We start from the raw sequence: 12,663 nt of genomic DNA, 5'->3' as shown, positions 1-12,663 counted from the left end.
GGCGCAGCAAAGGCCGGCAGACCGAACGGGTCGCCCGCTCGCGGGCGTGCCCGGCTCCCGATAGACGCGCTCCAACGCTCGCAAGGGGCCGCTCTCGCCTCCAGGGGGCGCGGGGCGGCCCCTTCGCATGCCTTCGAGCAGCCGCGCCGTGCGGACCCCGCGGCCGGCGCGCTACGATGCGCAGCGAACTTTCGCAGGGGGCGCGCACGTGGCGAGCGAGCTGCCATCGCCGATGACCGGCACCATCAAGGAAGTCCTGGCGCGGCCGGGCCAGGAGATCGCACCGGGGCAGGAGCTCTTCATCGTCGAAGCGATGAAGATGGAGCTGCCCGTCGAAGCCGAGGCCGCGGGCACCGTGGCGGAAGTGCTGGTGCGCGCCGGCGACCGCGTCGAACAGGGTCAGCCGCTCTTGCGCCTGGCGTGAATCGTCGTTTGCGCGTCGGCAGGGCCGGCGTAGCATGAGCGGTGGACTCGCCGCCGGCCCTCAGCATGCGCACTGCCAACCTCGTCTTCTCCATCATCTCCATCGTCCTCGGGGTCGTCCTGATCCTCTTCCTCCTCACCCAGGCGGTAGAGTGGAATATCGGCATGGCCATCGGCGTCGTCCTCATCCTCAACGGCGCCGTCCGCCTCTGGTTCGCCCAGGACGACCGCTGACCACTGCGCGCAGCTGAAGGGGGAGTGGAAACCTGATGGACACGTGGCAGACGTTCCTCGTCCCGGTTGCGGCAGACCGCGCGAGCATGGAAGCGATCGCGGTCGCCGCCGCGGCGGCGAAAGCCCGGCGGGGGCGGCTCCACCTCCTGCACGTCATCGAAGTCGGCCGGTCCAGGCCGCTGAACGTCGAGCTCGACCAGGAATCCCGCCGGGCGCAGCAGATCATTGAGAAAGCCGAGGCTGCGGCGGCAGAACTCGGCTGCCAGGGCGTCCGCTCGGTCGTCGTCCAGGCGCGCGAAGCCGGCCCCGCCATCATCGAAGAGGCGCGCGCCCAGAAAGCCGACGTCATCGTGCTCGGCCTGCCGCCGTTCGAAGGCGAAGACCGGCCGTTCGCCCTTGGGCCGACGGCGGAGTACCTCCTTCGCCACGCCCCCTGCGAGGTCTGGCTCATCCGCCGGCCGATGCGCGATGCTTACCGCGGAGGAGGTCACGAGACCCGATGAACGTCGTCATCATGGGCTGCGGCCGCCTGGGCTCGCGCATCGCGACGATGCTCGAGCGGCAGGGCCACGCCGTCACCATCATCGACATCACCGAGACCGCGTTCCGCCGGCTCCCCGAGGGCTTCGGCGGGCGCCGCATCGTCGGCAACGGCATGGACCTCGCAACGCTCGAGCGCGCCGGCATCCGCGAGGCGGACGCCTTCTTCGCGGTCACCCAGGGCGATAACCGGAACTACTTCGCCAGCCAGGTCGCCCGGGAGATCTTCGGCGTCCGGCGTGTCCTCTGCCGGGTGTACGACCCGGTGCGCGAGGGCATCTTCCGCGACCTCGGCCTCGAAACCTTCAGCCCGACCAGCTACGGCGCCCAGGTCATGGTCGATATGCTCCTCAACGAGCCTGCCCGGAGGTAGCGCGTGTACATCATCGTCGGCGGCGGAGGCAAAGTCGGTTTCCACCTCGCCCTCGAACTCATCCAGCAGGACCACGAAGTCCTCGTCATCGAGCAGGATGCCGGGCGCGCGGCGAACATCCGCGAGGAGCTCGCAGGCAACGTCCTCTTCGGCGACGCCTGCGAAGCGACGACGCTCGACGCCGCCGGGGTCAGCCGCGCCGACCTCGTCGCGGCCGTCACGGGCGACGACGAAGACAACCTCGTCATCTGCGATATCGCGCGCTACCGGGGCGTCAAGCGGACCATCGCCCGCATCAACAACCCCCGCAACGAGCTCATCTTCCGCAAGCGCGGCATCGAAACCACCATCTCCGCGACGCAGGCCGTCCTCGCCCAGATCGAGCAGGAGCTGCCGACGCAGGCGATGATCCCGCTCCTCCAGCTCCACTCCGGCCTCGAACTCATCGAAGTGAAGCTTCCGGAGACCTCGCCGGTCGTCGGCCGGTCGGTCCGCGAGATCCTCCTCCCGGCGGAGTCGCTCATCTCGCTCGTCGTCGACCCCGGCGGCGTGCCGCGGATGCCGAGCGGCGACACCCGGCTCCACGCTGGCGATGCGCTCGTCGTCGTCGCGCCGAAGGAGAGCCTTGACATGCTGCGCGAGCAGCTCGTGGGGTCGACCCACGGGCTGGACACCTGACGGCGGCGCGAACATGACGCGGATCGCCTACCTCGGGCCGCCGGGCACGTTCGGCGAACTCGCGGCGCTCCAGTACGACGCTGGCGCGGAGCTGATGCCGTTCCCCTCCCACGCCGCCGTCGCGGCCGCGGTCGAATCCGGCATGGCCGACCTCGGCATCGTGGCGATCGAAAACCTGATCAACGGCTCGGTGCAGGAAACGCTCGACATCCTGATTCACGAGACAGACCTGAAGATCCAGGCCGAACTCGTGGTCCCCGTGCGGCACAATCTCGTGGCGAAGCCGGGGACGCGCCCCGCGGACGTGCGGGTCATCTATTCCCACCCGCAAGCGCTCGGCCAGTGCCGGAAGTTCCTCGAGCGGTGCTTCCCTCGGGCACAGGCGGAGGCCGCCCTTTCGACGACCGAAGCGGTGGAGCTGGCGCTCAAGCGGAATGGCGACGCGGCGGCCATCGCGACGGAGCGCGCCGCGGAGCTGCTCGGCGCCGAAGTGCTCGCCCGGGACATCCAGGATTCGGAGAACAACGTCACCCGGTTCCTCGTCCTGGGCCGCGGCACGCCGCCGCCGACCGGCCGCGACCGGACGTCCATCGCGTTCACTTTCGCGGAGGACCGCCCCGGCGCGCTGGCCAGCGTGATGAACGCCTTCGCCGAGGCGAACATCAACTGCAACAAGATCGAGAGCCGGCCGACGAAGGCCACCTTCGGCGATTACGTCTTCCTCATCGATTTCGAGGGCCACCAGGACGACCCGAAGGTGAAGGCCGTCCTCGATCGCATCCGGCCGCTCTGCGCCGAGCTGAAGGTCTTCGGCAGCTATCCGCGCGCCATCTGACCGGCGGATGCCGCGGGGTCAGGGGTAGTACTCCTCGCAGCCGATCGGCCAGGTGAAGACAGACCCGTTCCGGTAGCAGATGTCGTAGCCCCCGCCGCCGTTGAGCACGACCCAGAAGCCGGGGCCGCCGATGAGCACGTCATCGCCGCCGCCGCCGTTGAGCGTGTCGCTGCCTCCGCCGCCGACGATGCAGTCGTTGCCGCCGTTGCCGTTCAGCGTCTCGCCGGCGGCGGTGCCGAGCACGAGGTCGTTGCCGCCGCCGCCAGAGCCGGAATAGACGATCGACGTGAGCGACATGTGGGCGCACTCCGGCGGCGCCAGCTGCATGATGCTGAGCGGGACGGTGTTCTGCCCGATGCGCGTCGGCGGAACGGTGTTCGCCGCGGCAGAGGCCGAGAGCGCGGCGAGCAGCGCCGCGCCCGCCAGCGCGGCAGCCGCGATGCCGGGGAGACGCACGGGCCTCATGCGGCACGCTCCGTCCCGTACTCGGCCTGCTCCGGCACGAACCGGTACACCGCGGCGCCGTCGCGCACGTAGCAGACGTGGCTTCCCGGCCGCGCTTCCTGCAGGATGATGCCGCCCGTCCGCTCGGCGATCCGCTCGAGGTCGGCCATGGAGGCGACGTCGATGACGTCCGCGGACTCGAACCGCCCGCTGCCGGCGATGCGGACGGGTGCTGCCGGCGAAGTTCCGCCCGCGCGTTCGCCCCAGCCGCGCCGCGCAGCAGCAGCGATGAGCGCGCCGGCTGACCCGAATGCGATGAGCGCGCCGGCTGACCCGGCGATGCGGGCAGCGAGCACCGGCACGCTCACGAACCAGAACTGCACGTGGTTGCCGACCGTCCGCTGCGCCGTGACGACGCTGGTTTCCGACGGACGGAGCAGGGCAGCGGGTTCGGCGCTGTTCAGCCAGAGGCGCGAACGGTCGAGGGCGAGCGGCAGGGCCGCCGCGTCGAAGCGGCTCTCGAACGGCAGACCGTCGAGCTCGCCGCTGATCCGCACCTGCGGCTTGATGGTGACCGAGTAGCGGTCGTTCACGACCCCGGATTGCGCTTCGAGCGCAGCGATCTGTTCACGAACGGCGGCCAGATCCAGCGTGCCCTTCGCCTGGAAGGCGGTGCCTTCGAACGTGCCCGGCTCCCCGACGGGGATCGTCCGCTTCCAGCCGCTCGCATCGCCGAGTTCGGCGACCAGGTGGTAGCTGCCGGAGACGGACGCCGGCCGGGACGCCAGGAACTCGTACGAAAAGCCGAAGGTCACCCGGTCGCTCAGCCGGAGATAGACCGGTTCACCGGTCGTCGCCCGGCCGGCATCGTAGATGCTGCCGTCAGCAGCGGCGGCGTCGTAGACGAACTCGCCGCGCTGGGTGTACTCACGCTCAGCCGGGACGGTCTTCTCGAGCCCGCGACCGAAGCCGACCCACGCCAGCGCGGCGAAGCCGAGGCCGACGGCGAGCAGCAGCGCGAGGGCATCCTGCCAGTTGCGGTAGATGGGAGCCATGGGGTGTCCTCCTCCCCGGTGATGGTTGCGCCGGGCGGCGGCCGCCGACCCCGGGCGGGGCAGGGCCGAACTGCCCAGCAAGCCCGCGAACGCGACGAACAGGACGATGCCGGCCCAGAGCGGGCTGCGGAGATGCCAGAGCAGCCTCCCAGCGCCGGGAACCGTGAACCAGAGCCGGCCGACGACCTCGCCGCGGCCCGGGTGGTACGAATCCGTGAAGTCGTTGTTGTCGCCCTGCAGCGTGTAGCGGCCATCCTCGACATCGATGATGCGGTGGATGACGTGGCCGACCTCCGGATGCCGGTAGGTCACGACGTCGCCCGGCCGGTAGTCATCGGCCCGCCGGACGATGGCGAGGTCGCCGCGCTGCATCCCCGGCTCCATCGAGTTGCCGTTGACGATGACGTAGGCGGTCTGCCCGCCGAGCTGCTGGGGCGCGAACAGGACCCACCCGGCGGCCGCGAGCAGGAACAGCAGCGCGCCTGCGGCAGCGGCGGCCGCGGCGCGGGGACCGCGCTGGCGAGGGGCCCGGGCGGTGTGTCCTGCAGCAGTGCCGCTCATGTCGTCCACCCTGCCCTACTGCGCCGCCACGACGCGCAGGCTCGTGATGGACGAGACCGCCGCCGTCGAAGTGCAGGTGATGCTCGAGCCCGTGGTGCAGGGGGCCGTCCAGGTCGCGCCGCCGTCGGTCGACACGCGCACGGTGCCCCCGCCTGGCACCGCCGGCGAAATCGTGAACGTGATCGAGCTGAGCTGCTGCGGGTTCAGCGTGTCGAGGTTGTAATGGACGTTCGTGATGGTGTAGCCGCTCACCGCGGCCGAACCGTCGCCCGCCCGGCTGCCCGGGACGGTGTTCGCGGCCGCGAATCCGTAGGCCGCGGCCGCCGTCGCCGCAAGCAAGCCAGCGAACAGGAGCCGCCGCGAAAGGTGTGGCAGAAGCCCGGCCATCAGTGTCCTCCCGGCTGGCGGGCCGCCCGGGAGACGGCTCCCGGGCGGCAAGGGTCTCAGGCAGCCCGGCGTGACCAGCGCCGGGCGCTCTCACGCGTCAGGACGCTACTGCGCGGCGACGACCCGCAGGCTGGTGAAGGCGGCGCCGATCGACTGCGGCGTCGAGAACGTGCAGGTGATGGTGGTGCCCGTCGAGCAGGCGTTCGACCAGGTCGTGCCGCCGTCGAACGAGACGTGCGCGGTGCCGCCGGAGGGCAGCGCCGGCGAAATGTCGAAGGTGACCGAGTTGGCCGTCGCCGGGTTGGACGGGTTCAGGTTGTAGTGAACGTTCGAGATGGTGTAGCCCGAGACGGTGCCGCTGCCGTCGCCGGCATTGGTCGCCGGGACGGTGTTCGTCGCGGCGAAGCCGAGGGCCGAGGCGGCGACGATGGAGAAGACCGCGACGGCAGCCAGCCGCCGGGGGCTCCTCAGGGAACGAAAGACCATGGTGCTCTCCTCCAGCGATGGTGACGGGGGTTGCCCGCCCGGTTCGAGGCCAGCGGCCTCTCACTCGCTGGAGTCGGCGGGCCCGCGGGCCTGCAAAAGCGTCGGTTCGGCAAATATGACGAATCGTCTTGTTTTGATCATGCTATTGGCTATCAAGTTCGCCCGCCAGCCGCCGATATGGCCTCTGCCGCGAAGGCAAGGGAAACCCCCGGAAAATGCGTGAAGAACGGGCCACTTGCGGGAGGCCGGCGGCCGGGCGCACGATCTGCGCGATGGACGCAGCGTTGTACCGGGAGATTGCCCGCGCGCTCGAAGCGGGCGAGGCCGTGGCGCTCGCCACGGTGACGAGGACGCGCGGCTCGACCCCCCGGAAGCCCGGCGCGAAGATGCTCATCCGCGCCGACGGCACCTTTACCGGCACCATCGGCGGCGGTTGCGGCGAGGCGGAAGTGTGGCAGGAGGCGATGGCGACGCTCGAGGACGGCCGCCCGCGGACCGTCACCGTCGACCTCACCGAGCCGACCGACGGCGAGGATAAGATCTGCGGGGGGGTGATGGACGTATTCGTTGAACGACTGGGGCGCGCCGGTTCGTGAGGGTCGCACGCTCCGGCCGACGTGATAGCATCAGAGGAGCCGGCCCGGGCAGCCGGGCAGCAGGAAGAAGGTAGCTATGTTCGGTTCGCTCGGAGCCCCGGAGCTCATCATCATCGCCCTCGTCATCGTCCTCATCTTCGGGGTCGGCAAGATCTCGGGCCTCGGCCGGGAGCTCGGCACCTCGATCAAGGAGTTCCGCCGGGCCGTGAAGGACGAGGATGCCGAGGCAGCGCGCCAGCAGCAGGCCCCGCCGCCTCCCCAGCAGTACCAGCAGACCGTCCAGGCGCCGCCGCCCCCGCCCGTGGCCGCCCAGCCCCCCGCATCCGCGCCCCCGCCCCCCGGCGACCCGAACAAACCGAACGCGCCGAACGTCTTCTGACCCGGCAGCGACGCAGCGAATCAGCGGCCCCCGCCCTTCAGCGGGGGCCATTCGTTGCCGCGGCGAAGGCGCACCGGCCGCTGAGGAGGCATTCGCCGCAGCGCGGCGCGCGCTTCCGGCAGGGGTGCTTCGCGTGGAGGACGATGAGCGCGTGGGCGCGCCCGAGGCGCTCCGCGCCCTGCCATCCCGGAACACCGGCAAGTTCTGCTGCGAGCCAGCCCTGCCAGGCCTCGTAGCGGTCGCTCTCCGGGCCCATTTCGAGCCGGCGGAACAGGCGGATGGTGTAGGCATCGACCACCACCGCCTCGCGGCCAGCGCCGTAGCAGAGGATGCAGTCGGCAGTCTCCGGGCCGATCCCCCAGGTCGCGAGCAGGTGCGGCCGAAGCTCCGCCGGCGGCAGGGCGAACAGCGGTTCGAGGCCGCCGACCTCGCCGCACAGCTCGAGGAAGGCGCGGAGCTTCTTCGCTTTCTGCCGGAACTGGCCGGCGGGCCGGATGAGCTCCTCGAGTTCCGGCTGGCCCAGGGCCGCCATCGCGGCCGCGTCGAGGGCGCCGGCCGCCCGCAGCCGGTCCAGCGCGCGCTCGGCATTCGCCGAGGCGGTGTTCTGGACGAGGATGGCGCCGACGCACACCTCGAACGGCGCCTCGCCCGGCCGCCAGTGCCACGGCCTGCCGCCGTGCATCGCCTCGAGCGCCGCGAGCACTCCGGAGACGCCAGCGCTCATACGGCGTCGGCGGCTCCAGGCGCGGGAACGAGCGGCGGCCGGCTCCGCTCCGTGCGCCACGTGCGGAAGCTGACGGCGGCGATGATGACGGCCCCGCCGAGGACGGCCCACCAGCCTGGCGTTTCGCCGAGGACGAGGTACACCCACACCGGGTTGAGGACCGGCTCGAGCATGCCGATGAGCGAGGCTTCGAGCGCCCCCACGGTCCGCATGGCGTAGCCGAAGAGCAGGTACGCGAAGCCGATCTGGACGACGCCGAGGAAGAGCAGCCCGGCGAGGTCGCGGAGGCCGGGGGTGAAGATATCGAGCTCGCCCCGCGCGAGGTTCACCGGCGCGAGCGATACGACGAGCAGCCCGTTGCCGAGGAGCATCGCCAGCGGCCGCGTCTCGGGCGTGCAGCCCGGGGCGCGGAGGAGGAGGAACATCGCCGCGAGCGTGACGCCGGAGGCCGCGGCGAGCAGGTTGCCGCCCAGCGCGTCGCCTTCGAGCCGGCCGACGAAGAACAGGCTCATGCCTGCGAACGCGGCAGCAACCGTGGCGGCATCCAGCCGCGTTACCCGCTCGCGCAGGAAGAGCGGCCCGGCGAAGAGCAGGTACACCGGCGCGGTGTACTGGAGGAAGATAGCGTTCGCCGCCGTGGTGAGCTTCGTCGCGGCGACGAACATGACGAGCGTCAGGGCGTACGCGACCGCGATCGCCCACGTGAGCCGCGACAGGCGCCACGGTGCAGCGGCGCGGGGCCGGACGAGCGCCGCGATGGTCACGCCTGCGAAGAGGGAGCGCCACATCGTGACCCCGAGCGCATCGAGCGAGACCCACTTGATGAAGAGGCCGCCGGTACTCCACAGCACCGCCGCGCCGAGCACGGCGAGCAGCCCGCGCTGGCGGGCGGTCAGCGCGGCGGACCGGCTCCCCACGGCGGCGTCCACACCCGCAGTGTGCGGCCCGCCGGCGCTGGTGCAAAGCGCGCGTGGACGCGCCCCATCCGAATGGCTATGATCTTCATAGTGCAGCGGGTGGGACGATTCGCCCCGCGTCTGCCACCACGGAGGAGGTCCGAACATGTCTGTGGAACCCGGCGCGTCGGTCGCGCTCGTCAACATCACCGAGCGGGCGGCGGAGAAGGCCCGCGCGCTCCTCGAAGCCCGCGAACTCCCGAACGGCGCGCTGCGCGTCTTCGTCGCCGGCGGCGGCTGCTCCGGCTACCAGTACGGCATGGCGCTCGCCCGCTCCTCGGAAGAGGACGACATCGTCATCGAGCAGTTCGGCGTGCGCATCCTCGTCGACCCCGAAAGCGCGCGCTACCTCGAGGGTGCCGAAATCGATTATGTCGACGACATCATGAAGAGCGGCTTCAGCATCTACAACCCGAACGCGGTCAAGAGCTGCGCCTGCGGCTCGAGCTTCCAGGCCGCTGACGGGAGCGGCCAGCCCCGCGCCTGCTGCTAGGCCGCTTCGCGACGTCCGACGATTGCGACGGGGAGGCGCTCTGCGCCTCCCCGTTTCGCTGTGCGGCAAATGAGCGGCCGGCGCTACATGAGCCGGCGCAGCAGGTTCGTCTCGGTCGTCAGGAAGACCATCGAGGCGCGCGTCGCGGCGCGCAGGCGCGCGAACTCCGCGTCCGTCACCGCCATCTCGTCGAACTTCTCCAGCTCGGCCAGCGAGTCGAATTCGGCGACGATCGCCACGCCGCTGGTGTGGCCCGTCATCGCGCTCCAGACGCTCGTCGTCGCGTCGATGCCGCGCTGCTTCTGGTAGTCGAGCGCCTGCGAGACCGAGAGCACGAACTCGCGGTGGTGGCCGGGCTGGACTTCGCCCGTCAGCACCCGCATGAACTTCCGGGGCGCAGTCGCCTCCTCCGAGGTCATGAGGCCCTCGGAGTGGTAGGCCAGCCGGTGAATCGACACCTTCACGTCGTCGTAGACCATGTGGGTGCGGACCGCGCGCCGCACCTGCGCGAACCGCGCGTCTTCGGTGGCGAGGTCGGTCCAGCGCTCGAGGTCTTCGAGGGTGTTGAAATCGGCCGCGATGAGGACGCCGTTGTTGCGGCCGGTCATCGAGCCCCAGACGGCGGTGCGGGCGCGGATGCCGCGTTCGAGCTGGAAGTCGGTGGCGATGCGCATCGCCTCGAGGAACTCCCGCGTCTTGCCCTGGGCCACGATGCCCGAGAGGATGCGTCGGTACATGGCACATCTCCGCGCGCGGGGCTCACGGGCCGGCGCGCGCGGCAAGTCTACCAGAGCGACGGCCTTCGGTCGGCGGAACGGTATACTGCACGCCATGCCGCTCTACGTGGCCTACTTCACCTTCAAACCCGGTACGAACGTCCTGCGCGGCCTCGAGGCCTTCGAGCGCCGGAAAACCTTCCAGCACCCGCGGGGCGCGAACGTCCTCGCGGAGCTGTGGGTCAATGCGCCCAAGGGGCTGCCGCAGGTCGTCCTCGCCTGGGAGGCTGAGGACGAAGGGCCGGGCGACTACTACGAAGCGGCCTGGGGCGACATCTTCGACATCACCATCGCCCAGGCGACGCGGCCGGTGACCGAGCTCCCCGCCGAACTGCCCGAGTCGCTGCAGCAGCGGCTGCAGTAGCGCGTGGCCGCCGGGGCTGCGCCGCCGACGCCCCTCGGCCGGCGGATCGTCATCATCGGCCCGAGCTGTGCGGGCAAATCGACCCTCGGGATGGAGCTCGCGCGGCGGCTCGACGTGCCCTTCATCGAGCTCGATGCGCTCTTCTGGCAGGAGAACTGGGGCCGTCCCCGCGATGAGGACTTCTGCGCGCTCCTGCGCGGCGCGCACGGCGGCGAGGCATGGGTGAGCGCCGGCAACTACCTCCGCCAGGCGCGCTTCGTCACCTGGCCGCTGGCCGACACCTTCATCTGGCTCGACATCGGCCTGCCGACGACGGCGTGGCGCATCCTCCGCCGGTCGTGGCGGCGCTGGCGAAGCCGCGAACTGCTCTGGGGCGTCTGCCGCGAGAACTTCTGGCGCCAGTTCGCGCTGTGGAGCGAACACCGGTCGCTCATCCGGTACAACGTCGCCCGCCGCCGGGCCAACCGCGCGGCGTTCGAGGCGGCGCAGCGGGACGCCGAAGCCGCAGGGAAGACGTTCCTGCGGCTTCGGTCGCAGCGCGATGTCGAACGGCTGCTGTCCCGGGTCGATGGCCGGGCAGGGACCGGCTAGCGGCCCTTGAAGACCGGCTCGCGGCGCTCGGCGAAGGCGGCGAGGCCTTCCCGGAAGTCCTCGCTCTGGAAGAGCGGCAGGAGCTGCAGGTAGATGTGGTCGACCGCCGCCTCGAACGTCTCCTCCATCCCGAGGCGCATCATGCGCTTGGTGGCCTGCACGCTGAGCGGCGCGTTGTTCGCGATTTTCGTGGCCCAGGCGCGCGCTTCGGTCATCAGCTGGTCGTGGGGCACGACTTTGTTGACCAGGCCGAGTTCGAGCGACCGCTGGGCATCGAGCACGTCGCCGAGGAAGGCGACCTCGGCGGCGCGCGCCCAGCCGAGCAGCCGCGGCAGATACCAGCAGCCGCCGCTCTCGGGCAGTACGCCGCGCTTGGCGAAGACGGCGCCAAGCTTCGCGTGCTCGCTCGCGATGCGGATGTCGCAGCCGAGCGCGAGGTCCATGCCGTAGCCGGCGGCAGCGCCGTTGAGGGCGCAGATCATCGGCTTGTCCATCCGGTTGATGACGATGGGCGGCGAATTGTGCAGATCGAACAGCTGGTAGCCGCCGCGGCCGGGCTGGACCGCGCCTTCGCCGCCGCCGTTCGACATCTGGTCCTTCAGGTCGAGGCCGGCGCAAAAGCCGCGGCCGGCGCCGGTGAGGATGACGCAGCGGACGTCGCGGGCGATGTTCGCTTCCTGGAGCGTCTTCGAGAGGGCGTTCAGCATCGGCCCGCTGATGGCGTTGAGGCGGTCCGGCCGGTTGAGGGTGACCGTGAGGATGTAGTCGCTGTGCTCGACGAGCAGTTCGGGCGTGGGAGAGGGCGAAACCAACGAAAAACTCCTGCAGGGGCGATAGGTTGCTGCCGGAGTGTGGCACCCGGGGGAGCGGCCGGCAAGCGGGCCGTCAGCGCTGGAGCAGGAACTCGCGGAGCGTCAGGCCGGAGCGGTGCACCTGGGCCGCGACGTCCTTGCCGACGTAGCGGATGTGCCACGGCTCGTAGGCGTAACCCGTGATGTGCTCCTTGCCGTCCGGGTAGCTGACGATGAAGCCGTACTTCCAGCTGTTGGCTTCCAGCCAGGCCGCCTCCGGCGTGCCGACGAAATTCTCGAGCACGAGGCCGCGCGCGCCGACGTCCACGGTCGTGCCGAGCTGGTGCTCCGAATGGCCGGGGCGCGCGCTGGTGCGGTCAGCGTACTCCTGCCCGTACAGCTGCACCCAGGTGGCGTAGGTCTGCACCTGGACGTCGTAACTGCGGTAGCTGCTGTTGACGACGAGGCTGAAACTGTCGCGGCGGGCGGCCTCGAACAGCTCGAGGAGCGCGTCGAGGGCCTCCCGGCGCAGGTACTGCGCGCCGCCGAAGCTGATCTCGGCCGGGAGCTGCACGAGGTCGGGCGGCTCGCAGTCGGCGGGCAGACGGTGCTGCTTGTCCAGCGGCGCGAGGATGTCGCCGCAGGCGACGACGATCGTGCCGTCGGCGCCCGGCGTGGGGCGTTCCGTCGGCGCGGCCGTCGCGGCCGGGGTCGGCGAGGCGCCGTTCCCTGTGCCGGGGGAGGGCGCGGGGGTTTCGGCCGCGCCGCCTGGCGACCCGCCGGGAGGCGGGGCCGCGTCCCGGCCGAGGCTGTCGGCGGCGACGACGAGGAGGACGATGACGCTGACGATGACGGCCAGGACGGAGGCGAAAAACACCGGCCGCCAGGCGTCGCCACCCCGGCGCTGGCCGACGGTCCGCTCGCTGCGCGCCGGAGTTCGCTTCCGCGTCCGCGACTCTGCCATCAGGGCTACCTTA

Annotated in this window: 20 protein-coding genes; 11 read left to right on the top strand and 9 right to left on the bottom strand. The window is 70.8% G+C overall.

Annotation, left to right across the window (positions count from 1 at the left end):
- Positions 1–208: 208 nt before the first annotated feature.
- From N2041_RS04415 to pheA, 6 genes are read left to right on the top strand one after another with little or no spacing between them, the layout of a single operon-like run.
- On the top strand, positions 209–424 hold the full coding sequence (locus tag N2041_RS04415; protein ID WP_297676210.1) for an acetyl-CoA carboxylase biotin carboxyl carrier protein subunit: 216 nt from the start codon (positions 209–211) through the stop codon (positions 422–424).
- 41 nt (positions 425–465) lie between these two features.
- Positions 466–657 (top strand): hypothetical protein, encoded by a 192-nt coding sequence (locus tag N2041_RS04410; RefSeq protein ID WP_270056201.1) that lies wholly within the window; start codon positions 466–468, stop codon positions 655–657.
- A 35-nt stretch (positions 658–692) separates the two neighbouring features.
- Entirely contained in the window at positions 693–1,160 is a 468-nt protein-coding gene (locus N2041_RS04405) for a universal stress protein (RefSeq protein ID WP_297676208.1), read from the top strand.
- The gene (locus N2041_RS04400; protein WP_297676207.1) at positions 1,157–1,570 is read left to right on the top strand and encodes a TrkA family potassium uptake protein; all 414 of its coding nucleotides are present in this window, start codon (positions 1,157–1,159) and stop codon (positions 1,568–1,570) included. Before N2041_RS04405 ends, N2041_RS04400 begins: the two co-directional genes overlap by 4 nt.
- Positions 1,571–1,573: 3 nt before the next feature.
- Positions 1,574–2,248, top strand: a complete 675-nt coding sequence (locus tag N2041_RS04395; protein ID WP_297676205.1) for a TrkA family potassium uptake protein — start codon at positions 1,574–1,576, stop codon at positions 2,246–2,248.
- Positions 2,249–2,261: 13 nt separating this feature from the next.
- Positions 2,262–3,083 carry a prephenate dehydratase gene (pheA, locus tag N2041_RS04390; RefSeq protein WP_297676203.1) on the top strand — a complete coding sequence of 274 codons (822 nt, stop codon included), beginning with the start codon at positions 2,262–2,264 and terminating at the stop codon, positions 3,081–3,083.
- An 18-nt stretch (positions 3,084–3,101) separates the two neighbouring features.
- Here pheA and N2041_RS04385 read toward each other — a convergent pair whose 3' ends face one another.
- The 4 genes from N2041_RS04385 to N2041_RS04370 all read right to left on the bottom strand — a co-directional run bounded on the left by N2041_RS04385 (position 3,102) and on the right by N2041_RS04370 (position 6,016).
- Positions 3,102–3,548, bottom strand: a complete 447-nt coding sequence (locus N2041_RS04385; RefSeq protein WP_297676201.1) for a hypothetical protein — start codon at positions 3,546–3,548, stop codon at positions 3,102–3,104.
- Positions 3,545–5,143: a signal peptidase I gene (locus tag N2041_RS04380; RefSeq protein WP_297676319.1), complete on the bottom strand. Its 1,599-nt coding sequence runs from the start codon at positions 5,141–5,143 to the stop codon at positions 3,545–3,547. The genes N2041_RS04385 and N2041_RS04380 overlap by 4 nt, the downstream gene beginning before the upstream one ends.
- A 15-nt stretch (positions 5,144–5,158) precedes the next feature.
- Positions 5,159–5,530, bottom strand: a complete 372-nt coding sequence (locus tag N2041_RS04375; protein ID WP_297676199.1) for a hypothetical protein — start codon at positions 5,528–5,530, stop codon at positions 5,159–5,161.
- Between the two features lie 105 nt (positions 5,531–5,635).
- On the bottom strand, positions 5,636–6,016 hold the full coding sequence (locus N2041_RS04370; protein ID WP_297676198.1) for a hypothetical protein: 381 nt from the start codon (positions 6,014–6,016) through the stop codon (positions 5,636–5,638).
- A gap of 272 nt (positions 6,017–6,288) precedes the next feature.
- On the opposite strand from N2041_RS04370, the gene N2041_RS04365 reads away from it, so the two are divergent.
- On the top strand, positions 6,289–6,612 hold the full coding sequence (locus tag N2041_RS04365) for an XdhC family protein (RefSeq protein ID WP_297676196.1): 324 nt from the start codon (positions 6,289–6,291) through the stop codon (positions 6,610–6,612).
- Positions 6,613–6,688: 76 nt separating this feature from the next.
- Positions 6,689–6,991: a twin-arginine translocase TatA/TatE family subunit gene (gene tatA / locus N2041_RS04360; RefSeq protein WP_297676194.1), complete on the top strand. Its 303-nt coding sequence runs from the start codon at positions 6,689–6,691 to the stop codon at positions 6,989–6,991.
- A 37-nt stretch (positions 6,992–7,028) separates the two neighbouring features.
- On the opposite strand, the gene N2041_RS04355 is transcribed toward tatA, so the two are convergent.
- Both N2041_RS04355 and N2041_RS04350 read right to left on the bottom strand, forming a co-directional pair.
- On the bottom strand, positions 7,029–7,715 hold the full coding sequence (locus tag N2041_RS04355) for a hypothetical protein (protein WP_297676192.1): 687 nt from the start codon (positions 7,713–7,715) through the stop codon (positions 7,029–7,031).
- A complete protein-coding gene (locus N2041_RS04350) occupies positions 7,712–8,644 on the bottom strand; it encodes a DMT family transporter (RefSeq protein WP_297676190.1) in 933 nt (310 codons plus the stop codon). Before N2041_RS04350 ends, N2041_RS04355 begins: the two co-directional genes overlap by 4 nt.
- A 133-nt stretch (positions 8,645–8,777) precedes the next feature.
- Between N2041_RS04350 and erpA the strand changes: the two genes are divergently transcribed.
- On the top strand, positions 8,778–9,164 hold the full coding sequence (gene erpA / locus N2041_RS04345; protein WP_297676187.1) for an iron-sulfur cluster insertion protein ErpA: 387 nt from the start codon (positions 8,778–8,780) through the stop codon (positions 9,162–9,164).
- Between the two features lie 83 nt (positions 9,165–9,247).
- Here the strand turns inward: erpA and N2041_RS04340 are convergent, their stop codons facing one another.
- Complete coding sequence (locus N2041_RS04340; RefSeq protein WP_297676185.1) at positions 9,248–9,901, bottom strand: hypothetical protein; 654 nt, start codon at positions 9,899–9,901, stop codon at positions 9,248–9,250.
- 94 nt (positions 9,902–9,995) lie between these two features.
- Here N2041_RS04340 and N2041_RS04335 point away from each other — a divergent pair, with 94 nt between their 5' ends.
- Together N2041_RS04335 and N2041_RS04330 are read left to right on the top strand one after the other, a co-directional pair.
- The gene (locus tag N2041_RS04335; protein WP_297676183.1) at positions 9,996–10,304 is read left to right on the top strand and encodes a hypothetical protein; all 309 of its coding nucleotides are present in this window, start codon (positions 9,996–9,998) and stop codon (positions 10,302–10,304) included.
- Positions 10,305–10,307: 3 nt separating this feature from the next.
- A complete protein-coding gene (locus N2041_RS04330) occupies positions 10,308–10,895 on the top strand; it encodes a shikimate kinase (RefSeq protein ID WP_297676181.1) in 588 nt (195 codons plus the stop codon).
- Here the strand turns inward: N2041_RS04330 and N2041_RS04325 are convergent.
- Positions 10,892–11,707, bottom strand: coding sequence for an enoyl-CoA hydratase (locus N2041_RS04325; protein WP_297676179.1), 816 nt, complete (start codon positions 11,705–11,707; stop codon positions 10,892–10,894). The two genes, N2041_RS04330 and N2041_RS04325, sit on opposite strands and share 4 nt — an antisense overlap.
- 73 nt (positions 11,708–11,780) lie before the next feature.
- Positions 11,781–12,650 carry a D-alanyl-D-alanine carboxypeptidase family protein gene (locus N2041_RS04320; RefSeq protein WP_297676177.1) on the bottom strand — a complete coding sequence of 290 codons (870 nt, stop codon included), beginning with the start codon at positions 12,648–12,650 and terminating at the stop codon, positions 11,781–11,783.
- Positions 12,651–12,663: the final 13 nt, after the last annotated feature.

Origin of the sequence: Tepidiforma sp., from assembly GCF_026419595.1 — a bacterium.
GTDB lineage: Bacteria > Chloroflexota > Dehalococcoidia > Tepidiformales > Tepidiformaceae > Tepidiforma.
The sequence above is the reverse complement of the archived record's forward strand: the minus strand, read 5'-3'. Positions and strand labels throughout refer to the sequence as shown.